The sequence below is a fragment of the Nocardioides sp. YJ-D4 genome (assembly GCF_054031495.1).
Genome location: NZ_CM132932.1, coordinates 1,509,432 through 1,532,309, shown reverse-complemented (window position 1 = coordinate 1,532,309; position 22,878 = coordinate 1,509,432). Strand labels below are relative to the sequence as shown.

Genomic DNA, 22,878 nt, shown 5'->3' with positions numbered 1-22,878 from the left:
TCGCCTTGACCTCGATCCGTTGGGGGAGTGGGCGCTGGACCCATCCGCCTGTCGCCGCCGTGGAGCGCGGCTCCGACCTGCTCGTCACTGCCGCCGAAGGGAGCGACGCGTGGCGTACGACCTCCTACGGGTTCGTCCACGACAGCGAGCACGCCCTGCTGGCTCCCTTCGACCAGGACACCGCGGTCGAGGTCGAGTTCACGGCAGCGTTCTCAGAGCAGTTCGACCAGGCCGGGATCTTCGTACGCGTCAGCGAGACGCATTGGGTCAAGGCAGGCGTCGAGTACGCCGACGGTCGTCCGCAGCTCGGTGCCGTCGTCACCGACGGCAGATCCGACTGGTCACTGGCGCCCGTGCCCGACTGGCGCGACCGCAAGGTCCGCATGCGGGTCAGTCGATCCGGTGACGCGCTCACCATCCGAGCCGCGGTCGACGGAGGCTCTCTTCAGCTCGTCCGACTCGTTCCCTTCGCTCCGGAGCTCGTCGCCGAGGCCGGGCCGTTCACCTGTGCTCCCACGAGGGCCGGGCTCACGATCGCCTTCCATGCCTGGCGTACGACCGCGGCGGATGCCGCCCTGCACTGATCGTGGCCCTAGTTGATGATCTCGGCCCGTTCGTCGGCTCGGATCGCAGCGAGGCGGTCGCGCCACATCTGGAGGGCCTCCGGCGTCAGCCGGGTCCAGTCGTGGACCTCGGAGACGATCCGGAGCGGTGCCGTGCTGCGGTAGGAGCGGGTCGGGTTGCCCGGGAACTTCTTGTCCGTGACGTTGGGGTCGTTCTCGTACTCTCCGGTCGGCTCGACGAGATAGACCCGTGGCTCGCCGGCGCCGGGGGCGATCTCGGCGGCTAGGCCTGCGCCGTCGGGGAGTGCGGTGAAGTAGATGTGGTTCATCACCACCTCGGGTTTGTAGTTCGACCGGAAGCCGGGGGTGAGTAGATCTCCTTCGCGCAGATCGGCCTTTGTGCCGTGGTAGAACGGCCCGTCGTCCAGCGGCTCACTCATGGTTGGAGGCTATCTGAGGGCTGGGGTATTCGTGCTTGGGTTCCAGCGTGGGTGGGGCCAATACGTTGTCTGGGTTGGGAGATTTAGAAGCAGGGTGTCTGGGTTGGGTGCCATTTACCTGTCTTGCGGGCTTCCAGCAGCGGTCTGGGTTTTGTTGGGGATATCTGTCCCTGATTGGGTTCATTGGTTTTGTGTTGTGTGGTAGGCTCGGCGCAGGCGTGAACGTGAAGGCCGACCACCTCGAAAGAGGCGTGCCCCATCCACCCGAGACACAACGGGGGGTGGGGTAATCCAGGGGAACCAGGGGCGTGCACGCTGAGCTGCGAGGGTAAGTAATAGCCCGTACTCCGGGCCTCCGAGACCAGCGAACCAGCACACACCCGTGCCAGCGGGCGTGGAGAGTTCGTACGTCGGGAGGTGACCGGTTCGATGACCACGCTGCAGCAGCCCCAGCACCCTGTGCTGGGGGCGGTGGTCGCGATCACTGCCTCGCTCGAGGGAGTTGCGGCGGCGAACCCGTCGTTCATGGCCACCGACCAGAAGGCCACCGCGCTGCTCGAGATCGCCCGCGCGAAGGCGCAGCTGGCCGAGCTCGAACTGCGGGTGCTCGCTGTTGCTGATGATGTCGCGGACGAGTCCGCGGCGCGGGATGTCGCGGCGTGGTTGCATCACCACACCCACCAACGCCCCGAGACCCTGCGCGCCGACCTCCGGCTCGCTGAGGCACTGGACCGCTCATATGGGCTGGTGGCGGTCGCCATGCGGGCCGGAAACTGCAACCCGGCCCAAGCCCACGTCATCGTGAACGCCCTCGACGACCTGCCGACCGACCTCGACCCCGAGATCAAGACCAAGGCCGAAGAAGCCCTGGTCGCCTACGCGACCCGGTTCGACCCCACCCAGCTGCGACGTCTGGGGCGCCGGATCCTCGATGTCATCGCGCCCGAGATCGCCGAAGCCGAGGAGGCGAAACGGCTGGCGGCCGAGGAGGCCCACGCCCGGAAGAAGACCCGCCTGGCGATGCGGCGCCTCGGGGACGGCACCACCCGGATCTCGGCGGTGGTCCCGGACGCGACCGCGGACCGCCTGGCCACCACCCTGGAGGCGTTCGCCTCACCCCGCCGCGATGACGGCACCCGCACCGAGACCGGCGACTACCTGCCCTACGACCGCCGACTCGGACGCGCGTTCTGCCAGCTCCTCGAGACGATTGACCCGGCCCGGCTCCCGATCCACGGCGGGGATGCGACCACGGTGATCGTCACCATCGACCTCGACCAGCTCCGCAAGGAAGCCGGCATCGCCCAGATCCTCGGCGGCAGCCCGATCACCGCCGCCGAAGCCCGACGCCTGGCCTGCACCGCGAACATCCTCCCCGCCGTCCTCGGCGGCGCCTCCGAGGTCCTCGACCTGGGACGCAAGGAACGCTTCTTCACCGCCGCCCAACGCCGAGCCCTCCTCCTCAGATCGGCCACCTGTGAGGCCGAAGGCTGCGACATCCCCGGCACCTGGGCCGAGGCCCATCACTGGCTCGCTTGGGCCCAAGGTGGGGCGACCGACCTCGACAACGCCGCCCTGCTCTGTTCCCATCACCACCACCGCGCCCACGACGCCACCTACCTCCACGAACGCCTCCCCAACGGCGACATCCGCTTCACTCGACGAACGTAGATCGCGGCGGAACTCAGTCGAGCCACGAGCGCCTGCGACGTACGGTTGCCACCATGAGCGCCACCCCGATCGGGCCGAACCCTGCGGGCATCAGACCGGCGGAGCCAGCGGATGCGCCGCGGCTGAGGGAGATCGCGCTGGCGGCGTACGCGAGCTATGTCGAGCGGATCGGGCTCGAGCCTGGGCCGATGGGGGCGGACTACGAGGAGGCGATCGCCTCCGCGGAGGTCTGGGTGGCGATGGTTGATGGCGATGTCGCCGGATACGCGGTCACGAGGCATCCAGGGGACGGGGTGCTGTTGGAGAACCTCGCGGTGGCGCCTGGCCATCAGGGGCGGGGGATCGGACGAGCACTGATCGCTCACGTCGAGTCCCGCGCGATGGCCCGCGCCGCGACGTACGTCGAGCTCTACACGCATGAGGCGATGACCGAGAACCGGCGGCTCTACGCGCGGTTGGGGTATGAGGAGACCGGGTACGTCGTCGAGGATGGCTACCGCCGTGTGTTCATGGCGAAGACACTCTGATGCGGGTGTCGGTGGTCGGATCCTCTGGTTCGGGTAAGTCGACGGTCGCCCGGAGGCTGGCGGAGACTCTTGGGGTCCGGTACGTCGAGCTCGACGCGCTTCATTGGCGGCCGGGATGGGTCGAGGAAGAGCACGACGGGTTGGGGCGGTCTTCGTCTCTGGGATCCGAGCGACTCGGTCATCCGCTGGGCGTGGGACTCGTATGCTCCGCAGGTGAAGCGTTATGAGGCCGCGATGGCCGATCCGCGTCACTCTCACCTGCGGTTCGTCCGGCTTCGCTCGAGGCGGGACGTCGAACGGTTCCTAGAGAGTGTCGGCGTGCAGGATCTCGACGTCGAGTGCTGAGAGCCGCTTGATCACGCCATCGGTCGGGGCGGCGTCGGTGATGATGCCGGTGACCTGACCCCACGGCAGCACCCGGTAGGGGGAGGCGGTGCCGATCTTCTCCGAGGAGGCGAGGACGTACGTCTCGGCCGCACGCGCGGCGAGGGCGCGCTTCATGGCGGCGTCCTCGGCGTCGCCGGTGGTGAGGCCGGCTTCGGGGTGGACGCCGGTGACACCGATGAGGCAGAGGTCGGCGGAGACGTTCTGGGCTGCTTCGACGGCTGCGGCGCCACAGGCGACGGCGGAGTGCTTGAAGACCCGGCCACCGAGGAGGAACAGGTCGGCGCTCGGGTGCTGCAGGAGGGCCGACGCGACGGTCGGGCTGTTGGTGATGACGGTGCACTCCACGTCTCGGGGAAGTGCCTCCGCGACGGCGAGCGCGGTGGTGCCTCCGTCCAGGATGAGCGTGCTTCCGGGACGTACGAGGCCCGCGGCCGTGGCCGCTACCGCACGCTTTCCGCCGGGCTCGACGCTGTGGCGGGTGGTGTAGTCGACGACCGCCGGGGAGACGGGGAGCGCACCACCGTAGACGCGCTGGCACAGACCCTCCGCGGCCAGGTCACGCAGATCGCGGCGGATGCTGTCCTCTGAGACGCCCAGGTCGACGGCGACGTCCTTGGCCACGATCTTGCCTGTTTCGTCCAGAATGCGCAGGAGGTGAGCGCGGCGCTGTCCAACGAGCATGCACGTTCCTTTCTGTTCTTGCACAGTATTGCATGTAGCCTGGCGCCATGACGACACCGAAGCCGATGCTCATCCTCATTGCCGGCCCCTATCGTTCCGGCACCGACGGTGACCCCGCGGCCATGGCCGCCAACCTCGAGCGGCTCGAAGCGGCCGCCTGGCCGATCTTCGCCGCCGGCCACATCCCGATGATCGGTGAGTGGGTCGCGCTGCCCGTGCTCAGCTCTGCCGGCGCGGGGCCCACCGACCCGCTGGCAGAGGAGGTCCTCTACCCGACCGCGGAGCGGCTGCTTCAGCGCTGCGACGCCGTCCTCCGGCTTCCCGGGGATTCGGCCGGAGCCGACCAGGATGTGGCGATCGCCGAGAGCCGAGGGCTTCCGGTCTACTACGACATCGCGGAGATCCCGGCGATCGAGGCCCAGCGCGCATGAGCGGCCGTCCAGGGCATCGAGGTCCCCGACCATCGAGGCCGCATCGGTCTCGACCGCGCCGGTCGAGAGCTGACCCGCAACCCCGACGTCGTGGTCCGAGACGTCGAGCTGACCTCGCAGGGGTGGCACGTACTCAGGCGCACCACGTTCGACTACCGCCGACGGGACGGGCGCTGGGAGACGCAGCAGCGCGAGACGTACGACCGCGGGAACGGCGCCGTGCTCCTTCCTTACGATGTCGAGCGCGGCACGGTCTTGCTGACGCGGCAGTTCAGATATCCGGTCTACGTCAACGACCATCCTGACGGGCTCCTCATCGAGGCGGCTGCGGGGCTGCTGGATGCCGACGACCCGGTCACCGCCATCCGCCGGGAGAGCGCCGAGGAGCTCGGTATCAGCCTCACCGACGTCGACCACGTCTTCGACGCCTACATGAGTCCCGGGTCGGTGACCGAGCGGCTCCACTTCTTCGCGGCGGCCTACACGCCGGCGAGCCGCATCGGAGACGGGGGCGGAGTCGCCGAGGAGGGCGAGGACATCGAGGTGCTCGAGCTCGACTTCGCCGAGGCGCTGGCGATGACCCGGGACGGCAGGATCATCGACGGCAAGACGGTCATGCTCCTGCAGTGGGCCGCCCTCGACGGACCTTTCGCCCGCGTCAGGAGCCGGCAGGCTTACGCGTGAAGGTCAGGTGGGTGACGCCGCTGGGCGTCGAGACCGCCTCGATGTCGTAGTCGTTCTCGGCTCCCTCCAGGCCGTCCCAGACGCGTACGCCACGACCGAGGACGATCGGCACCTGGACCAGGTGCATCAGATCGACGAGCCCGGCTGCGACGAAGTCGCGCACCACGGTCGCGCCGCCCCCGAGGCGTACGTCCTGACCGTCGGCCGCCTCGAACGCGGCCGCCAGCGCCTCGGCCGGAGGCGCATCCAGGAAGTAGAAGGTCGTGCCGCCCTCCATCTCCACGGGCGGACGCGGCCGGTGGGTGAGGACGAAGGTCGGCGAGTGGAACGGCGGGTTGGAACCCCACCAGCCCTTCCACTCGGGGTCGTCCTGCCACCCCGGCGGACCGAACTTGTTGGCGCCCATGATCTCGGCGCCGATGCCCTGGCTGTGCCGCTGCGCGAAGGCGTCGTCCGCGCCCGCGCCGCCGGACGAGTCCCAGTAGCGGGTGGCGAACATCCATTCGTGAAGGCGCTCGCCGGCATGGCCGAACGGCGCCTCGGCCGACTGCGGCTCCCCGGTCGCGAAGCCGTCGAGCGAGATCGAAAGATTGTGGACTCTGGTGAGTGGCATGGGTTCCTCCGTGAACCATGACGACGAGTCAGCTCGGCGTCCGATCGAGCGTACTGCTCGAGGACGGAGACGACGACGCCTTTCTCCGGCGGCCGTGATGGAATCGCCAGGTGCGGCGCCACCACGGAGCGCGGCGTGGCTCGGAGGGTGAGGATGACCGGTTCGTTCTGGTGGGACCTGGCGATCGGCATCGCTGCGGCGCTGTTGCTCACCTGGCTCTGCCTCATCGTCGCGCTGCTCGTCGTCCGCCCGCGCGGCGACCTGTTGCGTGAGGCTCTGCGGATCCTGCCCGACGTGGTGCGGCTGCTGCGTCGGCTTGCGACCGACAGATCGATGCCTCGCGGCGTACGGATCAGGCTCGGGCTGCTCATGGTCTACCTCGCCCTGCCGATCGACCTGGTGCCCGACTTCATTCCGGTGCTGGGCTACGCCGACGACGCGATCATCGTCGCCGCCGTCCTCCGCGGTGTCGTCCGTCGCGCCGGGATCGACGCGGTTCGCGCCCAGTGGCCGGGCACCGACGACGGCTTCGCCGCGCTGGTCCTGATCGCGGGCCTCGACCCGAAGTAGCTCCTCGCTCAGCAGACGTACGCTGGGTCGGTGGCCGAGCGAGTCGAACGGGAGCGTGTGGTGGCTTTCCGGCTGGCATCGCACCAGCTCGATGCCCGACTTGGAGAGCAGGGCCTGGTAGCGGCTGCGGGACGGTGCGGTATCCAGAACTCTCCTCCCGGGTCGGCGCTGCTGGCGTTCCACGCACGGGTCGACGGTGTCTCGGCTGACCTGGTTGCCGACGCCGTCGAGGGTCGGGAGCTGTTGCTGACCTGGAGCATGCGGGGTGCTCCCTACTATGTCCCGACCGCCGAGGCGTACATCTTCACGACAGGTGTGCTTCCTGTGACCGAGGAAGCGCGGCGGCATTTCCTGCTGGGCGTCCAGCAGGCGGTCGACAGACTCGGGCTGACCGTCACCGAGGCCGTCGACATCGTCGCAGCGGCCACTCGTGAGGTGCTGCCGGGACGGCAGCTGGCGATCGACGAGCTCGGAGCCGAGGTGGCCAGACGGATCGCCCCCGAGCTGACGGACCGGCAGCGAGCGGTCTGGAACGAGGAGGGGCCGTACGCCGAAGGGCAGCCCATCGGGGAGGCGGTCGTGCACTTCTGCGTCCGCCTGCTCGCGCTGCAGCGGACCGTCTGCTTCGCACCACGCACCGGGAACAAGGCTCCGTTCGTCCTGACCGAGGAATGGCTCGGACGTCCTGTCGCGGAGACGGATCCCGTGGCGTCTCGCCGCGAGCTGCTTCGGCGCTACCTGCGCTGCTACGGCCCGTCGACCCGAAGCGACTTCGCGACGTGGCTCGGGGTGCGAGCGGGGGACGTCGATCCGTGGTGGAGCAGTCTCGAGGACGAGCTGGTCGAGCTGGACTTCGGCGGCCCCGCCTGGGCCCTCGCCGCCGATCTCGACGCACTCCGAACGGCGAGGATGCCCACGGGCGTGCGGCTTCTTCCGCCCCGAGATCCCTACACCCAGCTGCGCGATCGAGACACCATCGTGGGCAAGGCCCATCACCGGGACGTCTGGAGAACCGTCGGCGATCCCGGAACGATGCTCGTCGACGGCGAGATCGTCGGCACCTGGCGCGCCCGCAAGAGCGGGCGGAGGCTGCGCGTCGACCTGAAGGCGTTCGAGGCGCTGAGCCGACGCCATCAGGACGCCCTGGTCGCGGAGGCGGAGAGCATCGGGCCGCTGCGGGAGGCGTCGTCGGTGTCGGTGGACGTCACCACCTACTGACCGCGATGGTGCTGGAATAGGGCGATGTCGTCTGCTCCCCGTGTCGTCGTCTGCGGCCCCGCGTCCTGGAACCACCTGATCGAGCTCGACCGGCTGCCCGAGCCGGTGCCACACATGCAGTTCGCGCGTCGCGCGTGGCACACGGTCGGCGGCACGTCTGCGGGCAAGGCGCTGCATCTGGCCGGGCTCGGCATCGACGTACGCCTGTGGGCTCCTGTCGGTGACGACGAGGACGGCGTGCGGCTGCGCGAGCGGCTCGAGCAGGCGGGGGTCGTCATGGAGGCGATCGCGAGCGAGCAGACCGAACGGCACGTCAACCTGATGGCCGAGGGCGGGGGCCGGGTCTCGTTGTACGTCTCGACCCCCTCGATCCCGTCCACCGAAGCGGTCGAGGCGGCGGTGAGCGCGGTCGCCGCCGCGGACCTCGCGGTGATCGACCTGAGCGAGCTCGGTCGGCTGGTGCTCGAGGCGATGCCCGCCCGACGGGCGCCGCTGTGGATGGACCTGCACGACTACGACGGCGCCACCGCCTTCCACGAGCCCTTCCTTCGCGCCGCCGAAGGCGTGTTCATGAACGACGACGGCACCGAGGACCCGTGGGGGCTGATGGCCTCGTGTCTCGACCGCGGTCCCCTCTTCGCCGTCTGCACCCTCGGCGCGAAGGGAGCGATCGCGCTCGAGGCCGACGGGACCCGGCACGAGGTCGCGGCGACACCGGCCACCGTCGTCGACACCAACGGTGCCGGCGACGCTTTCATGGCCGGCTTCCTGGCCGCGTGGCTGCGTACGGAGCCGGTGGACGTCGCCCTTCGTGCCGCCGCCGAACAGGCCAGGGTCGCGATCGAGACCGAGCACCTCCACCCGGCCCTCGCTCAGAAGGCCGTCCGCCGTCAGGCGTGAGGAGAGAGCCCGGACAACATCACGTCGAGGAGCAGGTCGCGGTCGGTCCCGTCGCCCAGGCGGACGGCGTGCTCGACCCCGCAGACGAGGCGCTGCAGGTGGCTGGTGGTGATGTCGGGACGCACGGCGCCATCGCGGATGGCCGCCTCGAGGGTGGTCTCGGCGAGCCCGAAGAGCTCGTCCCGGAGCGTGCGTGCGGCCGGTGAGACCTCCTCGGACAGCAGGATCGCCTGGAGACCCTCGTGCTCGACCTGGAACAGGGCGGCGCTGCGTACGAACGTGGTGAACGCCTCGCCGGGATCGGGGAGCGCGGCTGTCGCGCGTGCCTGGGCGACGAGCTGCTCGAGCGCATCGAGGTTGAGTGCCTCCACGAGGGCGTCGACCGTGGGGAAGTGGCGGTAGACCGTCGCGACGCCGACGCCGGCTGCACGCGCCAGTTCGTTGAGACGCAGGTCGGCCACCGGTCGCGCGCGGGCCGTGTCGAGGATCTTCGCGCGGGAGCGAGCTGCGTCCGAACGTAGCGGGGACATGGGCACAGCCTACGCGATTCGGATGAGTTATCCGCTTTGGGTATATCCTGAAACGGATCATCTATCCGATTAGAGGAGCATCCATGACCTGGGACCCCATTCACCTGCCCGATCTACGTGGTCGCGTCTATGCCGTCACCGGCGCCACCGGAGGAATCGGCTACTTCGCCGCCGAGCAGCTCGCAGCGGCCGGCGCCGAAGTGGTGCTCGCCTCGCGCTCGCCCGAGAAGATCGGCGTCGCCGCGGCCGCGATCCGCGGACAGGTCCCGGACGCGGTCACCAGCGCGGTCGCCTTCGACCTCACCTCGCTCGCATCAGTCGAGGAGGGCGCCGATCAGCTCGCCGCGCTGCCGCGGCTCGACGGGATCTTTCTCAACGGTGCCCCGATGCAGCTCGACCGCCGGGCCAGGACGACGGACGGCCTGCCGCTCATGACCGGAGCGCACACCGTCGCCAACTTCGGCCTCGTCGCTCGGCTCCTCTCCGCGCGGTCCACCGGGACCGCCTACCCGCTCCGGATCGTGCATGCCTCGACCGGGTTCGTGCGGCGCTTCCACCTGGACGTGTCCGACCCGCGGGCGACGCCGCGCACCGGCATCGCCGCGTACGTCAAGGCCAAGACGCTCACCGAGATCTTCGGCTACGAGCTCGACCGCCGGCTCCGCGCAGCGGGGCTGCCCGTCGCCTCGATCCTCACCCACCCCGGAGTCGGGGTCGACGCGAAGACACCCCGGCGCGCCGGGATCCGGGACGACAGCGTCGGCTATCGGCGCAACCCGTACACGCCCTGGGCCCAGGGCAAGGACGCGGCGGCCTGGTCCGGGGTGCGCGCCCTGGTCGACCCGGACGCGGTCGGCGGCGACTACTTCGGTCCCGCGAAGATCGCCGGCCCTCCCGTACGCCTGACCCCGCTGCCGCACACGATCGACCCGGGGCCGGGCGTCGTCGCGCGCGTGTGGGAGGCGCTCGAGGAGATGGCCGGCGTGACCGTCGACTTGTCCTCCGCGGGAGCTACCCGTACCTCACCTGCAAACCCGTCAGGGTCGCGGGCTCAGAACGGGTAGCGCGCCGGCTCACCCCGCATGGTGATCCACCGGGTCTCGGTGAACGCCTCGATGTTGGCCTCGGCGCCGCCGAACCGGGACCCGGTGCCGGACGCGCGGACGCCACCGAACGGCGCGTTGGCCTCGTCGTTGACGGTCTGGTCGTTGATGTGGACGATGCCGGTCGGGATCTGCTCCGCGACCGCGAGGCCACGCATGACGTCCTTGGTGACGATGCCGAGGGACAGGCCGTACTCGCTGGCCGCCGCGAGCTCGATCGCGTCCTCGACGGACTCGACCTTGGTCACCGGTGCGACGGGGCCGAAGACCTCTTCCGCGTACGCCGGCGCGGTGATCGGGACGTCCGCCAGGACTGTGGGCCGGTAGAAGAGATCCTCGTACGTGCCGCCGGCCGCGATGACGGCACCGGCATCCGCCGACGCAGTGACCAGACCGTGGATCTTGTCGCGCTGGCCGGCATCGATGACGGGGCCGAGGGCGACTTCGTCGGTGGCGGGATTGCCGACCGGTAGGTGGCTGGCCTTCTCGGCGAGGGCCTCGACGAAGTCGTCGTAGATGCTGGCGGCGACCAGGTGTCGGCCGGTCGTCATGCAGATCTGGCCCTGGTGGAAGAACGAGCCCCACGCCGCCAGGTTGACGGCGGCCTCGACGTCGGCGTCATCGAGGACCAGCAGCGCGGAGTTGCCGCCGAGCTCGAGGTGGGCACGCTTGAGGTGCCTGCCCGCCAGCTCACCGATGCGGCGGCCGACGCCGGTGGAGCCGGTGAACGAGATGACCCGGACGTGGGGATCCGTGATCAGCGCTTCGCCCACGTCGGCGCCGCCGGGCAGCATCTGGAGCACTCCCGGGGGCAGGCCGGCCTCCTCGAAGATGCGGGCCATCAGCGTGCCGCCGGTCACGGCGGTGCGCGGGTCCGGCTTGAGGATGACGGCGTTGCCGAGGGCGAGGGCAGGGGCGACCGAGCGGATGCCGAGGATGATCGGCACGTTGAAGGGGGCGATGACGGTGACCACCCCAGCGGGCATGCGGCGTGTCATCGACAGACGCGGCTGTTCGGACGGGATGACTTCGCCGCTCGGACGGCTCGGGAGGCCGGCGGCCTCGTAGCACTCCTCGGCCGCGACGTGGAGTGCGAACCCGGCCATACCGGGTACGGCGCCGACCTCACGGACGTTCCACCCGGTGATCTCCTCGGCATGCCGCTGCCACAGGTCGCCGGCGCGGCGCAGGACGGCGGCGCGTTCCGGGTGGGGGAGTGCGGCCCACTCGAGCTGGGCCTCGGCGGCTGCTGCGGCGGCATCCGCCACGTCGGCCGCGGTGGCCAGCCCCATCCTGCCCAGCTCGGCGCCGGTGGCCGGTTCGACGACGGCGTAGTCGCCTCCTCGCCCGGGTTGCCAGGCGCCGGCCTTGAGGATGTTGCCGGACCAGTCGACGGAGTCGAGAACGGACATGGTGTGCTCCTGAATGTCGGGTGGTCAGTTGCTTGGGTGCGCCGGCACGGTCAGCAGAGCCAGCATGGCGATCACGGCCGCGCCGGCGAAGGCGTAGAAGCCCCACGGATAGGCGATGCCGGCGGTGAGGAGCGCGCCGCCGAGGAACGGCCCGACGATGGCGCCGACCCGGCCGATGCCGGCGGACATGCCGAGCGCCGTGCCGCGGATCCGGGCGGGGTAGAGGTGGCTGACGAACGCGTAGACCAGCACCTGCGCGCTGAAGACGAAGATGCCGGCGGCCAGCACCGCCGCGTACACCAGGAAGCTGCTCTCCATCTTGATCGACAGCAGGGCCAGCATCAGCGCGGCGACGCCGAACCAGGTCACCACCGTCGGCTTGTTGCCCTTGGCGTCGGAGATCAGGCCCGCCAGGACGAGCCCGATCACGGCGCCGACGTTCAGGGTGAGGAGCAGGCCGAGCCCGGCGTCGAGGGAGTAGCCCGCCTCGCCCATGATCGTCGGCAGCCAGGTGTTGAGGCCGTAGACCAGCAGCAGTCCACAGAACGACGCCGCCCACAGGCCCAGGCTGACCCACAGCAGGCGGCCGCGAACGACCTCGGAGGGATGTACCTTCTCCGCCTCGACAGTCTCCAGGTAGGCCTGCGACTCCGGGAGCTTCGCCCACATCACGGGGACCGTCAGCAGGCCCGCGACGCCGCCGATCACGAACATCGCCTCCCAGCCCAGGTGCGGGATCACCCACAGGGCCAGCAGAGCGGTGAGTACGGCTCCGACGTGGTAGCCGGTCATCATCCGGGTCATGGCCGTGCCCGAGCGTCCCTGGCGGGCGTGCTCGCTCATGAACGCCAGGGCCGTCGGCAGGCAGGCGCCCAGGCCCAGACCTGCCAGGAAGCGCAGCACGATGAACACCGTGGCGTTCGGAGCGAAGGCGACGGCCAGGGTGAGCAGCGAGAACAGCGCGATGCTGCTGATCAGGGTCCGGCGACGGCCGAACCGGTCGGCGAGCGGTCCTATGGCCACGGCGCCGATGCCGACGCCGATCAGGCCGACTGTGGCGGCCGTGGTCAGTGACGCCTCGGTGAACCCGAGCGCGCCGGTCCCCGCCAACGTGGGGATAACCGCTCCGAGAACGACGAGGTCATAGCCATCGAGGGCGACAGCGAGCCAGCAGAGGACGACCGGCCACAGGCTCCGGGTATCGCCACTGACGGTGGACGATGTGGTTGCGGACACATTCATGGGGGCGAACCTACGAGCACTCGCCCTGTGAGTATCGACACAGCTTCCACTCAGTGGAAGCATCGCCAAAATTTTCCTAGCCGACGTTCCTCAGAGCCGCCGGCCGATCGACTGTGCGGCGACACGGAGTGCGCCGTGCAGTCTCTGTTCGCTGCCCTTGAGCGTGGGCACCACCAGACCCAGGGAGGCGACCACCTCGTCGCGGCGATGGATCGGGACGGCGATCGAGCAGGCGCCGAGGCTCATCTCCTCGCGGGTGGTGGCGTAGCCCTTGTCGAGCACCTGCCGCAGCTGCCTGCGGAGGACGCCCGGCTGGGTGATCGTGTAGGGGGTGATCCGGGTGAGGGCGCCCAGCACCGCGTCCTGGACCTCGACCGGAGCGTGGGCGAGGAGGACCTTGCCGACGCCGGTGGTGTGCAGCGGCAGGCGCCCGCCGACCTTGCTCACCACCGGGACGGACTGGTTGCCGCGCAGCCGGTCGAGGTAGACCACCTCGAGCTCCTCGCGTACGGCGAGATGGACGGTGGCCAGGGTCGCCCCGTAGAGGTCGTGGAGGAACGGTTCGGCGACCTGGCGCAACCCGGTCTCGGCAGGGGCCAGGTGGCCGATGTCCCAGATCTTCCGGCCGATGACGTACTCGCCGGAGGGCAGACGCTCCAGTGCACCCCACCGGAAGAGCTCGCCCAGGAGCCGATGGGTCGTGGCGAGCGGAAGGTCCGCGCGGGCCGCGATGTCGCTGAGCGACATCGACCGGTGCTGCTCGTCGAAAGCGCTCAGGATCGCAAGTGCCCGGCTGGTCACGCTCGTGCCAGTCTGTCGGGTGTTCCCTGCCATTGCTGCGGAGATTACTCCTCAGCCGCCGAACGCGGGGTGGAGCGGCCTGCCGGACCCCTGGGAGCGGGCGGTCGCGGTGGGCTCGACCGGGTCGAAGGTCCACAGCGCGTACGCCCCGGGACCGACGTGCAGCGTCGAGTTGCCGATCGTCTCGGTGTGAGGCTCCTCGGCCGCCTCGTTGAGGGCGAGGATGATGTGGCGTACGCCTGCCTCCTCGGCCGGGACCGGGAGCAGGCGGATCGTGGTCATGCCGTCGAAGGCTAGGACGCCGCCGTCCTTGAGGACCCGGATGGTGATCCCGGCTGCGCGCCACAGCGGCACCATCTTCTCGATGTCGGCGGCGGTCGTGGCGATCTGGATGCCGATGACGTCGCGCAGCTGGTGGTCGAGATAGCGGTCGCGGTTGTAGCGGTCGCGGCTGACGTCGCCCTCGTAGGCCGGGGGCGGGAAGGAGAGCCGCGGGTCGTCGAGGAACTCGTCGCGATACTCCATCGCCCAGGAGAAGAAGGTGTCGTAGGTCGAGGTCGTGTAGGCGGCGTCGAACCACGGGATCAGGTTGCCGTCGCCGAGATCGGTCACCTGGGTGAACTCGACCGGGTCGGCGACGAGGTCGCGCAGGTTGTCCGCCGCGATGGCCAGGTCGCCGTCGTCGTCCGCCGAGACGGCGAGCCCGGTGTCACCGACGACCGCGTCGGGAGCGTCGCCCGGACCGAAGAACTCCAGGTAGATCTCCTTGCCGAGCAGGTAGCGACCGGTCCAGGTCGAGGTCCCGTCGTTGCCGGTGCTGATCCGGCGATCGGCGAACTCGCCCAGGTAGTCGGAGTGCTCGATCGCGTCGGCCGTCTCCCGGTCGACCATCGCCCAGGCGTGGTTGAAGGCCAGGAGCGGGTCGGGACGCCCCTCCTCGGCGCGAGCAGGCTCGGTGGCGTGGGCAGGAGTCGCCAAGGCCCCCGAGGTGATGGCGAGCGAGGCGAGTGCGGCCGCGATGAGGCCCGAGAGTGGAGTCCGCATGCGTCCCAGTCTCGATGACCGAGGCGCTCCTGTCTTCGGAATTCGGCGGCTGGCGGCCGGTTGCCGGCGCTCGGCTCGGGTCGGTCAGGCGCCGTGGGATGCGGTCGCCAAGGTGGCGCCGAGTCCGATCATCACAACGCCGCCACCGGCGCCGAGGCCGTCGAGACGCTTGGGCTTGCGGGCGAACCAGGCCTTGGCACGGCTGGCAGCGAAGACCCAGCCGGAGTCGCAGGCAAAGGCCATCGCCGAGAAGATCGCACCCAGCAGGAGGATCTGCGGAACGGCCGGCGCCGAGGTGTCGATGAACTGGGGCAGGAACGCGAGGTGGAAGACGATCGTCTTCGGGTTCGTCGCGCCGACGATGATGCCGGTGCGGACCGCGCCCCACCCGCTCACTCTCGCAACCTCGCCACCGTCCAGGGCCGCGCGGGCATCGCCGCGGTGACGGATCGCCTGGATCCCGAGATAGACGACGTACGCAGCGCCGACCAGCTTCACGACCGTGAACGCCGTCGCGGACGCGGCCACGAGCGCGCCGAGCCCGATGGCCACCGCCAGGACCTGGATGAACTGGCCGGACGCGTTGCCACCCACGGACAGCACCGCATCGCGGCGCCCGGCGGTCAGAGCCCGGCCGAGGGCGAAGAGAACGCTCGGGCCCGGGATCAGGATGAAGACGAAAGAGGCCAGCGCGAAGGCGGCGAACTGGTTCAGGGACGGCACGATTCTGATTCTCCGGCACGGCCGTCCAGACGTACGAACCATTTCTGGCAGGCGAGACGAGGTTCGGGCGCACGGTCCCGGTCCGGATCACGCACCATGGGTGATTCGCACGTCGCGCGGGTCGTCTCGAATGGCTGTCATGACCAACATGACAGGGGCAGCGGTGACCGCCGGATCAGGAGCCGTCCTGTTCACGCTCGCCTCGGCGCAGTTCCTGATGACATTGGACAGTTCGGTCATGAACGTCTCCATCGCAACGGTGGCCGAGGATCTCGACACGACGGTCACGGGTATCCAGACGGCCATCACCCTCTACACGCTGGTGATGGCCAGCCTCATGATCACAGGCGGAAAGGTGGGCCAGCTGCTGGGCACCAAGCGGGCCTTCGCGATCGGCTGCGTCATCTACGGTGTCGGCTCTTCGACGACGGCACTGGCTCCCAACCTGACCGTGCTCCTCATCGGATGGTCGTTCCTGGAGGGTGTCGGGGCCGCGCTGATCATGCCGGCGATCGTCTCGCTCGTAGCCACGAACTTCGCTCGGGCCGAACGACCGCGCGCCTATGGACTGGTGGCGGCAGCAGGAGCGATCGCAGTGGCCGCAGGACCGCTGATCGGCGGAATGCTCACCACGTACGCCTCATGGCGGTGGGTGTTCGCCGGAGAGGTCCTGATCGTGTTGGGCATCCTGCTCCTCACCAAGAGGATGACGGACGCGCCGGCAGACCCGAGCGCACGCCTCGACCTGGTGGGCACCGTGATATCGGCGCTCGGGCTCGGCCTGGTCGTGTTCGGGATCCTGCGCGCGGGGGCCTGGGGCTTCCTGATCTCGAAGGAGGGGGCGCCGTCATGGCTCGGCGTCTCACCTGTCCTCTGGCTAGTGATCGCCGGTGGACTCGTGCTCCGGGCGTTCCTGGGATGGGAGCGACGGCGCCAACAGGAGGGGAGGTCAGCGCTGATCGACCCGGCGATCCTCGACAACGGAGTGCTACGTGGCGGCCTGACGTCCTTCTTCTTCCAGTATCTCCTGCAGGCCGGCCTGTTCTTCTCGGTGCCGCTGTTCCTGTCGGTGGCCCTCGGACTGTCCGCGGTCGAGACCGGGGTGCGCATCCTTCCGCTGTCCCTCACCCTGCTGCTCGCCGCGGTCGGCATCCCGAAGCTCTTTCCGGACGCCTCGCCCCGCAGGGTGGTCAGGGTCGGGTTCGCCGCCCTCTTCGCCGGCAACGTCTCTCTGCTGGTCTCGCTCGAGGTCGGCGTAGGGCCCGAAGTCGTCACCTGGCCGATGCTGCTGGCCGGACTCGGCGTGGGAGCGCTGGCCTCGCAGCTGGGCAGCGTCACCGTCTCTGCGGTCCCCGACGAGCAGAGCCCGGAAGTCGGCGGGTTGCAGAACACGGTCACCAACCTGGGCGCGTCGATCGGCACAGCCCTTGCGGGCGCCGTGCTGATCTCTGCCCTGACCTCGTCGTTCCTGACCGGAATCCAGAACAACCCCGACGTCCCCGACAGCCTCTCCTCGACCGCCGCGGTCGAACTCGCTGGAGGAATCCCCTTCGTCCCTGACGACGAGCTGGAGGACGCCTTGGCCGACGCCGGCGTGCCGGACAGTACGTCCGCCGCGATCATCGAGGAGAACTCGGCCTCCCGCCTCGACGGGCTGCGGGCCGCCCTGTCGGTGCTCGCGCTGATCTCTCTCGTCGCCCTGTTCTTCGCCCGCCGAGTGCCTACCAGGCAGCCCGGTGCCGAGCCGACCGTCTCGAGCGAGGTATGAGCAACAGCTAGGCGACGCGGGAAGCCTTGATCTGCTCCACGAGGATGTCGCCGTGCCCGGCGTGGCGGGCGAGCTCCTGGATCATGTGCGCATAGATGAACCGCAGCGACACCGGGTTGCCGTGCCAGTCGAACTCATCGTCCAGCTCGTGTTCGGCAGCGATCTCGCGGGAGCGCTCGCAGGCCGCGCGGTGGGCCGCCCGGACGGACTCGACCGTGTCCTCGGGGTCCGGCAGGAAACTCTCGTCGACGGTGTCGGGCAGCCCGATCTCCTTGCGCGGCACGCCCGCCACCCGGGCGTGGAACCACACCTTCTCCACGAAGGTCGCATGCTTCACCAGCGCCAACGGTGTGGTCAGCGACGGCACCAACCGCCGTCGCGCCTCCTCGTCGTCGAGGTCCTCGAGGATGGCGTTGATCTCGTCCCGCTGGATGTCGACCATTCCTTCGAGAAGCGCGCGCTCGTCCGCCTGTCCGATCTTCATGCGGGCAGGCTAGCCGGGCGCCGTTCAGCAGCGCTCCCTGACGTACGCCTCGGCCTGCAGGTGATCCCAGCCGCGTGACTCCTCGAGCCCGCGAACGAGCATCGAGACGTACGCAGCCGACGGCTGGGTGTGCGGGACGGCGTCGAAGCCGTGGGGCGCGGTGAAGGTGAGCATCGGGAGGCCGTCGCGGCGACCGACCTCGATCAGGGTCTCGTAGTGGCCCGGGCCCGCCTCGTGGCGGCCCTTCTCGAGCCCGTCGATGACGACCTTCTCGATCGGGTCGCCGACGGTGGGCAGCCGGTCCATCTCCTGGGCGGCGATGTCGGCGAACTGCTCGGCGGTCATCCGGAAGGCCCGGGCAGCAGTCCACGACCCGGCCGCGTCGTGGTCGTAGAACGCCACCCCACCGGTCCACGTCGTCGACTCACCCGCGAAATAGAGTCGCCCGGGGAGATCGACGGCGGCGTCGTCGACGGGCATGACCGGCGTACGGGCCCCGACGTACGACCGCCGCGCACCCTCCGGTTGGCCACCGAGGAGATAGGCGCGGAGACGGTCGCGGCACATGTTGGACCCATAGCTGACGTACCAGACCTCAGAACTCATCGCGGCGCAGCCTACCGAGGGTGCGGGAGCGAGCAGCCGGCGACCTAGAGAGCGGCGAGCACGCCGTCGGCGTACTTCTCCAGCTTCGCCTCGCCGATCCCGCTGATCGTGCCGAGCTCCTCGCGGCTGGCCGGCAGGCGGGTGGCGATCTCGCGGAGCGTGGCGTCGTGGAAGACGACGTAGGCAGGTACGCCCTGCTCCTTGGCGACCTCGCCGCGCCATGCCCGCAGCCGCTCGAAGACCTCGGCGGCCTCGGGCGAGAGGTCGGCGGCGGCCACCTTCGGCTTCCGCTCCCCGGAGCTGCGACGGGCCTGCCGCGGCGGCTCCTTGCGGAGCATCAGCTGCTGCTCGCCGCGCAGCACCGGGCCGGCGGCCTCGGCCACCGAGAAGACGCCGTAGCGGGTGTCGACCGCGAGCATCTCCCGGGCCAGCAGCTGCCGGATGACGGAGTGCCAGTCGCTCTCGGCGATGTCGGTGCCGATCCCGAAGACCGAGAGCTCGTGGTGGCGGAACTGGCGGACCTTCTCGGTCTCCTTGCCCCGCAGGATGTCGACGATCTGCCCGGCCCCGAAGCGCTGTCCGTTGCGCTCGCGGTCGAGCCGGATGACGGTGGAGAGCACCTTCTGGGCGGGAACGGTGCCGTCCCAGGACTCCGGCGTGGCCAGGCAGGTGTCGCAGTTGCCGCACGGCTCGGCGCCCTGGCCGAAGTAGCGCAGCAGCTGCACCCGCCGGCAGTCGACGGTCTCGCACAGCGCCAGCATCGCGTTGAGGTGCTGGCCGAGCCGGTGCTTGTGGGCCCGGTCGCCCTCGGAGGTCTCGATCATCTGCCGCTGCTGGACGACATCGGCGAGCCCGTAGGCCAGCCACGCGGTCGACGGCTGCCCGTCACGCCCGGCCCGGCCGGTCTCCTGGTAGTAGCCCTCGACCGACTTGGGCAGGTCGAGATGGGCCACGAAGCGTACGTCCGGCTTGTCGATCCCCATCCCGAAGGCGATCGTGGCGACCATGACGATGCCGTCCTCGCGCAGGAAGCGGGACTGGTTCTGCGCGCGGGTCCTGGCGTCGAGACCCGCGTGGTAGGGGAGCGCCGGGATCCCGGCGCCGACCAAGGTCGCGGCGGTGCGCTCGACCGAGTTGCGCGAGAGGCAGTAGACGATGCCGGCCTCGCCGGGATGCTCGGTGCGGATCAGGTCGAGGAGCTGCTTGGCCGGCTTGTCCTTCGGGGCGATCCGGTACTGGATGTTGGGCCGGTCGAAGGAGGCCACGAAGTGGCGGGCGTCCTCCAGGTTGAGCCGGGAGGCGATCTCGCGCCGGGTCTCGGCGGTGGCGGTCGCGGTCAGCGCGATCCGCGGCACCTCCGGCCAGCGCTCGTGCAGGTGGGAGAGCTGCAGGTAGTCGGGCCGGAAGTCGTGACCCCACTGGGAGACACAGTGGGCCTCGTCGATCGCGAAGAGCGAGATCTTCGCCTGGTCGAGCAGCCGGCCGGTCTCGGGCACTCGCAGCCGCTCCGGGGCCAGGTAGAGCATGTCGAGCTCACCGGCGAGCAGCGCCTTCTCCACCTGCTGCCGCTCGTGGGGCATCTGGGTGGAGTTGAGGAAGCCGGCGCGTACGCCGAGTGCGGAGAGCGCGTCGACCTGGTCCTGCATCAGCGCGATCAGCGGTGAGATGACCACCCCGGTCCCGGCCCTTACCAGGGACGGGATCTGGTAGCACAGCGACTTCCCGCCACCGGTCGGCATCAGGACGAGCGCATCGCCGCCGCCGGCGACGTGCGCGATGATCTCCGCCTGCTCGCCGCGGAACTCGTCGTAGCCGAAGACGCGGCGCAGGACATCCAGCTCGGGAGTCAGCGCATTCACGCGAGTGACCCTATCGGCCGCCACCGACGGTCTCCTCAGACAGAGACCTTCTCCCGCTTGACCGTGGCGCCGTCGGCTTCGTCGGCGCCGTGGGCCCGCTCGAGTGCGGCACCCTCGACGTCCACGTTCGGCAGGATGCGGTCGAGCCACTTCGGCAGCCACCAGGCGGAGCGGCCGAGCAGGTGCATCAGCGCCGGCATCAGCAGCATCCGGACGATGAACGCGTCCAGCAGCACCCCGAGCGCGAGCCCGAAGCCCATCGAGCGGATCATCACCGACTCGGCGAAGATGAACCCGCCGAAGACGGAGACCATGATCAGGCCGGCCGCGATCACGACCGAACGCCCGGCCCGGAAGCCCTGGGCGACGGCGATGCGGGCCGGGGCGCCGTGGACGTACGCCTCACGCATGCCGGAGGCCAGGAACAGCTGGTAGTCCATCGCCAGGCCGAAGAGGATCCCGACCAGCAGGATCGGCAGGAAGCTCAGGATGGGGCCGGTGCTGTCGAGGCCGATCCACTCCGCGCCGATGCCCTTCTGGAAGACCGCGACCACGACGCCGTACGTCGCCAGCAGCGAGAGCACGAAGCCACCGGTCGCGATGAGCGGGACCAGGATCGAGCGGAAGACCAGGATCAGGATCAGCAGCGAGAGGCCGACGACGACGGCGAGGTAGGGGAGGAGTACGTCGTTGAGCCCCTGCGACACGTCGATCGCGACCGCGGTGGCGCCGGCGACGCCGAGCGTGATGTCGCCGTTGACCGCCGGCATCTCCCGGATCGCGTTGACCAGCTCGTTGGTCGAGACGCTGTTGGGGCCCTCCTCGGGGACGACCTGGAAGGCCGCCGTGCGACCGTCCTCGGAGACCGCGGCCGGGGCCACGGCGCGTACGTCATCGAGGTCCGCCAGAGCCTTGGCGACCGTCAGCTGGGATCGCTGGATGCCGGCCTCGTTGAGGCCGTCGGGCAGCTCTGCGGCGACCAGCAGCGGGCCGTTGGCGCCGGCGCCGAAGCTCTCCTCGGTGATCGTGTAGGCGGTCTTGGCCAGCGAGCCCTCGGGCTCGGAGCCACCGTCGGGCAGGCCGAGGCGCATGTCGAGGGCGGGGACCGCGAGAGCAAGCAGGGCGACCACGGAGGCGACGACGGTGACCAGCGCACGCCAGGTGGGCATCGGCTTGGCGTGGGCCTCGGCGGCGTCCTGCTCGGCGACCTTCTTCCGGGCGCGCTTGGAGACGATGCGGCCACCGACGAGGCCGAGGATGGCCGGGGTCAGGGTGATCGCGACCAGGACGGCGATCGCGACGCACGCCGCGCCGACCGAGCCCATCAGGCCGAGGAACGGGATCCCGGTCATGTTGAGGGCGACCAGCGCGACGATCACGGTGGAGCCGGCGAAGACGACCGCCGTGCCGGCGGTGCCGTTGGCGAGCGCGATCGACTCCTTCACGTCGGCGCCGTGGAGCAGCTGCTTGCGGTGCCGGTTGAGGATGAAGAGCGAGTAGTCGATGCCGACCGCCAGGCCGAGCATCAGACCCAGGATCGGGGTCATCGACGCCATCTGCACGACGCCGGAGAGGGAGAGCGCGCCGAGCGCGCCGATGCCGACTCCGGTCAGCGCGGTGACCAGCGGGACGCCGGCGCCGATGATCGTGCCGAGCATCACCAGGAGGACGATCGCGGCGACGCCGACGCCGACGATCTCACCGGGACCCATCGGGTTGGGCGCCTCCTGGGAGATGTCGGAGGAGACGCCGATCTCGACGCCGTCGATCGGGTTGTCGGTGAAGTGGTCGACCGTGGCCTTCTTGGTCTCCTCCGACATCTCCAGCCGGCCGACGGAGTAGGCGACGTTGACCAGGGCGGCCGAACCGTCCGCGGAGACCATCCGGATCTCCTCGGAGAGCTCGAGCAGCTCGGCGCCGTTCTCGGCCTTGGCGGTGTTGGCCTCGAGGTCGGCGGCGCTGTCGTCGAGCTTGGACTGCTGCTTGTCGAGGGCGGCCTGCTGGGCGTCGATCTGGGTGGTCGGCATCCCGGCGGCCTGCAGCTGGGCTCGGGCCGCGTCGATGTCGGCCTGCGCCTTGTCGAGCCTGGCCTGAGCACTGTCGAGCCGGGTCCGGCCGGCCTCGAGCCTGGCCTGGCCCTCGGTGACCTTCTCGGCCTGCGCCTTGCGCTGGGCCTCGGTCTGGAACGGGTCGGTGACCGCGGCGACGTCGGGGAGGTCCTCGGCGCTGGTGATGAGCGCCCGGATCTCCTGCTTCTGGGTCGCGCTGAGCGGGGTGCCGTCCTCGGTCCGGAAGGCGATCGTGCCGGAGCCGCCGGCCAGGTCGGGCAGCCCCTCCTGGAGCTCGTCGACCACCTCGGACGAGGGCAGGCCCGGGATGTCGAAGCTGGTGGTGAGCTCGCCGGACCAGGCGACGTACGCCCCGGCGGCGCCGGACAGCGCCAGCACCCAGGCAAGGATCACAAGCCAGGCGCGGCGCGCGGCCGACTTGCCCAATCGGTACAACAGCTCCGCCATGACGGCATCCCTCCGGTAATACGCAACGGTGCGTCCAGTTAATCACCTGTACGCCGATGGACAAGGGCTGCTGAGCGAGTGATGTGTCACACCTGTGCCGTGGCC

The 22,878-nt window shown here is 69.8% G+C and carries 24 protein-coding genes; 11 read left to right on the top strand and 13 right to left on the bottom strand.

Annotated features, from left to right (window positions below):
• The first annotated feature begins 5 nt into the window (after positions 1-5).
• Entirely contained in the window at positions 6-584 is a 579-nt protein-coding gene (locus ACW14X_RS07420) for a DUF1349 domain-containing protein (RefSeq protein WP_457165177.1), read from the top strand.
• 8 nt (positions 585-592) lie between these two features.
• On the opposite strand, the gene arr is transcribed toward ACW14X_RS07420, so the two are convergent.
• Positions 593-1,003 carry an NAD(+)--rifampin ADP-ribosyltransferase gene (gene arr, locus ACW14X_RS07415; protein WP_457165176.1) on the bottom strand — a complete coding sequence of 137 codons (411 nt, stop codon included), beginning with the start codon at positions 1,001-1,003 and terminating at the stop codon, positions 593-595.
• A gap of 429 nt (positions 1,004-1,432) precedes the next feature.
• On the opposite strand from arr, the gene ACW14X_RS07410 reads away from it, so the two are divergent.
• The 3 genes from ACW14X_RS07410 to ACW14X_RS07400 are packed head-to-tail and all read left to right on the top strand — an operon-like array spanning position 1,433 to position 3,428.
• The gene (locus tag ACW14X_RS07410; protein WP_457165175.1) at positions 1,433-2,674 is read left to right on the top strand and encodes a DUF222 domain-containing protein; all 1,242 of its coding nucleotides are present in this window, start codon (positions 1,433-1,435) and stop codon (positions 2,672-2,674) included.
• A 53-nt stretch (positions 2,675-2,727) separates the two neighbouring features.
• Positions 2,728-3,201, top strand: coding sequence for a GNAT family N-acetyltransferase (locus ACW14X_RS07405; RefSeq protein WP_457165174.1), 474 nt, complete (start codon positions 2,728-2,730; stop codon positions 3,199-3,201).
• Positions 3,201-3,428, top strand: coding sequence for an AAA family ATPase (locus ACW14X_RS07400; RefSeq protein ID WP_350838170.1), 228 nt, complete (start codon positions 3,201-3,203; stop codon positions 3,426-3,428). Before ACW14X_RS07405 ends, ACW14X_RS07400 begins: the two co-directional genes overlap by 1 nt.
• 76 nt (positions 3,429-3,504) lie before the next feature.
• Here ACW14X_RS07400 and ACW14X_RS07395 read toward each other — a convergent pair whose 3' ends face one another.
• Positions 3,505-4,269: a DeoR/GlpR family DNA-binding transcription regulator gene (locus tag ACW14X_RS07395; protein WP_457165173.1), complete on the bottom strand. Its 765-nt coding sequence runs from the start codon at positions 4,267-4,269 to the stop codon at positions 3,505-3,507.
• Between the two features lie 47 nt (positions 4,270-4,316).
• Between ACW14X_RS07395 and ACW14X_RS07390 the strand changes: the two genes are divergently transcribed.
• Together ACW14X_RS07390 and ACW14X_RS07385 are read left to right on the top strand one after the other, a co-directional pair.
• Positions 4,317-4,700, top strand: a complete 384-nt coding sequence (locus ACW14X_RS07390) for a DUF4406 domain-containing protein (RefSeq protein ID WP_457165172.1) — start codon at positions 4,317-4,319, stop codon at positions 4,698-4,700.
• A 90-nt stretch (positions 4,701-4,790) separates the two neighbouring features.
• Positions 4,791-5,384: an NUDIX domain-containing protein gene (locus tag ACW14X_RS07385; protein ID WP_457165171.1), complete on the top strand. Its 594-nt coding sequence runs from the start codon at positions 4,791-4,793 to the stop codon at positions 5,382-5,384.
• Here the strand turns inward: ACW14X_RS07385 and ACW14X_RS07380 are convergent.
• Positions 5,359-5,997, bottom strand: a complete 639-nt coding sequence (locus ACW14X_RS07380) for a dihydrofolate reductase family protein (RefSeq protein WP_457165170.1) — start codon at positions 5,995-5,997, stop codon at positions 5,359-5,361. The genes ACW14X_RS07385 and ACW14X_RS07380 overlap by 26 nt on opposite strands.
• Positions 5,998-6,150: 153 nt before the next feature.
• Here ACW14X_RS07380 and ACW14X_RS07375 point away from each other — a divergent pair, with 153 nt between their 5' ends.
• The 3 genes from ACW14X_RS07375 to ACW14X_RS07365 are packed head-to-tail and all read left to right on the top strand — an operon-like array spanning position 6,151 to position 8,685.
• Positions 6,151-6,567 carry a YkvA family protein gene (locus ACW14X_RS07375; RefSeq protein ID WP_457165169.1) on the top strand — a complete coding sequence of 139 codons (417 nt, stop codon included), beginning with the start codon at positions 6,151-6,153 and terminating at the stop codon, positions 6,565-6,567.
• A gap of 30 nt (positions 6,568-6,597) precedes the next feature.
• Positions 6,598-7,785: a winged helix DNA-binding domain-containing protein gene (locus ACW14X_RS07370; protein ID WP_457165168.1), complete on the top strand. Its 1,188-nt coding sequence runs from the start codon at positions 6,598-6,600 to the stop codon at positions 7,783-7,785.
• 24 nt (positions 7,786-7,809) lie between these two features.
• Positions 7,810-8,685: a carbohydrate kinase family protein gene (locus tag ACW14X_RS07365; protein WP_457165167.1), complete on the top strand. Its 876-nt coding sequence runs from the start codon at positions 7,810-7,812 to the stop codon at positions 8,683-8,685.
• Here ACW14X_RS07365 and ACW14X_RS07360 read toward each other — a convergent pair.
• Positions 8,676-9,215, bottom strand: a complete 540-nt coding sequence (locus tag ACW14X_RS07360) for a TetR/AcrR family transcriptional regulator (RefSeq protein ID WP_457165166.1) — start codon at positions 9,213-9,215, stop codon at positions 8,676-8,678. The two genes, ACW14X_RS07365 and ACW14X_RS07360, sit on opposite strands and share 10 nt — an antisense overlap.
• Positions 9,216-9,298: 83 nt before the next feature.
• On the opposite strand from ACW14X_RS07360, the gene ACW14X_RS07355 reads away from it, so the two are divergent.
• Entirely contained in the window at positions 9,299-10,279 is a 981-nt protein-coding gene (locus tag ACW14X_RS07355) for an SDR family NAD(P)-dependent oxidoreductase (protein ID WP_457165165.1), read from the top strand.
• On the opposite strand, the gene ACW14X_RS07350 is transcribed toward ACW14X_RS07355, so the two are convergent.
• The 5 genes from ACW14X_RS07350 to ACW14X_RS07330 all read right to left on the bottom strand — a co-directional run bounded on the left by ACW14X_RS07350 (position 10,267) and on the right by ACW14X_RS07330 (position 15,540).
• Positions 10,267-11,730, bottom strand: a complete 1,464-nt coding sequence (locus ACW14X_RS07350; RefSeq protein WP_457165164.1) for a benzaldehyde dehydrogenase — start codon at positions 11,728-11,730, stop codon at positions 10,267-10,269. The two genes, ACW14X_RS07355 and ACW14X_RS07350, sit on opposite strands and share 13 nt — an antisense overlap.
• A gap of 24 nt (positions 11,731-11,754) precedes the next feature.
• Complete coding sequence (locus ACW14X_RS07345) at positions 11,755-12,972, bottom strand: MFS transporter (protein WP_160024825.1); 1,218 nt, start codon at positions 12,970-12,972, stop codon at positions 11,755-11,757.
• A gap of 90 nt (positions 12,973-13,062) precedes the next feature.
• Positions 13,063-13,773, bottom strand: a complete 711-nt coding sequence (locus ACW14X_RS07340; protein ID WP_457165163.1) for an IclR family transcriptional regulator — start codon at positions 13,771-13,773, stop codon at positions 13,063-13,065.
• Between the two features lie 51 nt (positions 13,774-13,824).
• Complete coding sequence (locus tag ACW14X_RS07335) at positions 13,825-14,817, bottom strand: DUF5829 family protein (protein WP_457165162.1); 993 nt, start codon at positions 14,815-14,817, stop codon at positions 13,825-13,827.
• Between the two features lie 84 nt (positions 14,818-14,901).
• Positions 14,902-15,540, bottom strand: a complete 639-nt coding sequence (locus ACW14X_RS07330; RefSeq protein ID WP_457165161.1) for a LysE family translocator — start codon at positions 15,538-15,540, stop codon at positions 14,902-14,904.
• A gap of 139 nt (positions 15,541-15,679) precedes the next feature.
• Between ACW14X_RS07330 and ACW14X_RS07325 the strand changes: the two genes are divergently transcribed.
• Positions 15,680-17,308 (top strand): MFS transporter, encoded by a 1,629-nt coding sequence (locus tag ACW14X_RS07325; RefSeq protein ID WP_457165160.1) that lies wholly within the window; start codon positions 15,680-15,682, stop codon positions 17,306-17,308.
• 7 nt (positions 17,309-17,315) lie between these two features.
• Here ACW14X_RS07325 and ACW14X_RS07320 read toward each other — a convergent pair whose 3' ends face one another.
• From ACW14X_RS07320 to ACW14X_RS07305, 4 genes are read right to left on the bottom strand one after another with little or no spacing between them, the layout of a single operon-like run.
• Positions 17,316-17,792, bottom strand: coding sequence for a DinB family protein (locus ACW14X_RS07320; protein ID WP_457165159.1), 477 nt, complete (start codon positions 17,790-17,792; stop codon positions 17,316-17,318).
• 24 nt (positions 17,793-17,816) lie between these two features.
• Positions 17,817-18,398: a histone deacetylase gene (locus ACW14X_RS07315; RefSeq protein ID WP_350838140.1), complete on the bottom strand. Its 582-nt coding sequence runs from the start codon at positions 18,396-18,398 to the stop codon at positions 17,817-17,819.
• Between the two features lie 44 nt (positions 18,399-18,442).
• Complete coding sequence (gene recQ / locus ACW14X_RS07310) at positions 18,443-20,257, bottom strand: DNA helicase RecQ (RefSeq protein WP_350838138.1); 1,815 nt, start codon at positions 20,255-20,257, stop codon at positions 18,443-18,445.
• Between the two features lie 35 nt (positions 20,258-20,292).
• On the bottom strand, positions 20,293-22,773 hold the full coding sequence (locus tag ACW14X_RS07305) for an MMPL family transporter (protein ID WP_457165158.1): 2,481 nt from the start codon (positions 22,771-22,773) through the stop codon (positions 20,293-20,295).
• Positions 22,774-22,878: the final 105 nt, after the last annotated feature.

Excerpts from the sequence above, each read along its gene's own strand:
- ACW14X_RS07365 (WP_457165167.1), top strand. The coding sequence starts at position 7,810 with ATGTCGTCTGCTCCCCGTGTCGTCGTCTGCGGCCCCGCGTCCTGGAAC.
- ACW14X_RS07320 (WP_457165159.1), bottom strand. The coding sequence starts at position 17,792 with ATGAAGATCGGACAGGCGGACGAGCGCGCGCTTCTCGAAGGAATGGTC.
- ACW14X_RS07360 (WP_457165166.1), bottom strand. The coding sequence starts at position 9,215 with ATGTCCCCGCTACGTTCGGACGCAGCTCGCTCCCGCGCGAAGATCCTC.
- ACW14X_RS07325 (WP_457165160.1), top strand. The coding sequence starts at position 15,680 with ATGACCAACATGACAGGGGCAGCGGTGACCGCCGGATCAGGAGCCGTC.
- ACW14X_RS07315 (WP_350838140.1), bottom strand. The coding sequence starts at position 18,398 with ATGAGTTCTGAGGTCTGGTACGTCAGCTATGGGTCCAACATGTGCCGC.
- ACW14X_RS07410 (WP_457165175.1), top strand. The coding sequence starts at position 1,433 with ATGACCACGCTGCAGCAGCCCCAGCACCCTGTGCTGGGGGCGGTGGTC.
- ACW14X_RS07390 (WP_457165172.1), top strand. The coding sequence starts at position 4,317 with ATGACGACACCGAAGCCGATGCTCATCCTCATTGCCGGCCCCTATCGT.
- ACW14X_RS07380 (WP_457165170.1), bottom strand. The coding sequence starts at position 5,997 with ATGCCACTCACCAGAGTCCACAATCTTTCGATCTCGCTCGACGGCTTC.
- arr (WP_457165176.1), bottom strand. The coding sequence starts at position 1,003 with ATGAGTGAGCCGCTGGACGACGGGCCGTTCTACCACGGCACAAAGGCC.
- ACW14X_RS07350 (WP_457165164.1), bottom strand. The coding sequence starts at position 11,730 with ATGTCCGTTCTCGACTCCGTCGACTGGTCCGGCAACATCCTCAAGGCC.
- ACW14X_RS07395 (WP_457165173.1), bottom strand. The coding sequence starts at position 4,269 with ATGCTCGTTGGACAGCGCCGCGCTCACCTCCTGCGCATTCTGGACGAA.
- ACW14X_RS07355 (WP_457165165.1), top strand. The coding sequence starts at position 9,299 with ATGACCTGGGACCCCATTCACCTGCCCGATCTACGTGGTCGCGTCTAT.
- ACW14X_RS07375 (WP_457165169.1), top strand. The coding sequence starts at position 6,151 with ATGACCGGTTCGTTCTGGTGGGACCTGGCGATCGGCATCGCTGCGGCG.
- ACW14X_RS07405 (WP_457165174.1), top strand. The coding sequence starts at position 2,728 with ATGAGCGCCACCCCGATCGGGCCGAACCCTGCGGGCATCAGACCGGCG.
- ACW14X_RS07335 (WP_457165162.1), bottom strand. The coding sequence starts at position 14,817 with ATGCGGACTCCACTCTCGGGCCTCATCGCGGCCGCACTCGCCTCGCTC.
- ACW14X_RS07305 (WP_457165158.1), bottom strand. The coding sequence starts at position 22,773 with ATGGCGGAGCTGTTGTACCGATTGGGCAAGTCGGCCGCGCGCCGCGCC.
- ACW14X_RS07345 (WP_160024825.1), bottom strand. The coding sequence starts at position 12,972 with ATGAATGTGTCCGCAACCACATCGTCCACCGTCAGTGGCGATACCCGG.
- ACW14X_RS07400 (WP_350838170.1), top strand. The coding sequence starts at position 3,201 with ATGCGGGTGTCGGTGGTCGGATCCTCTGGTTCGGGTAAGTCGACGGTC.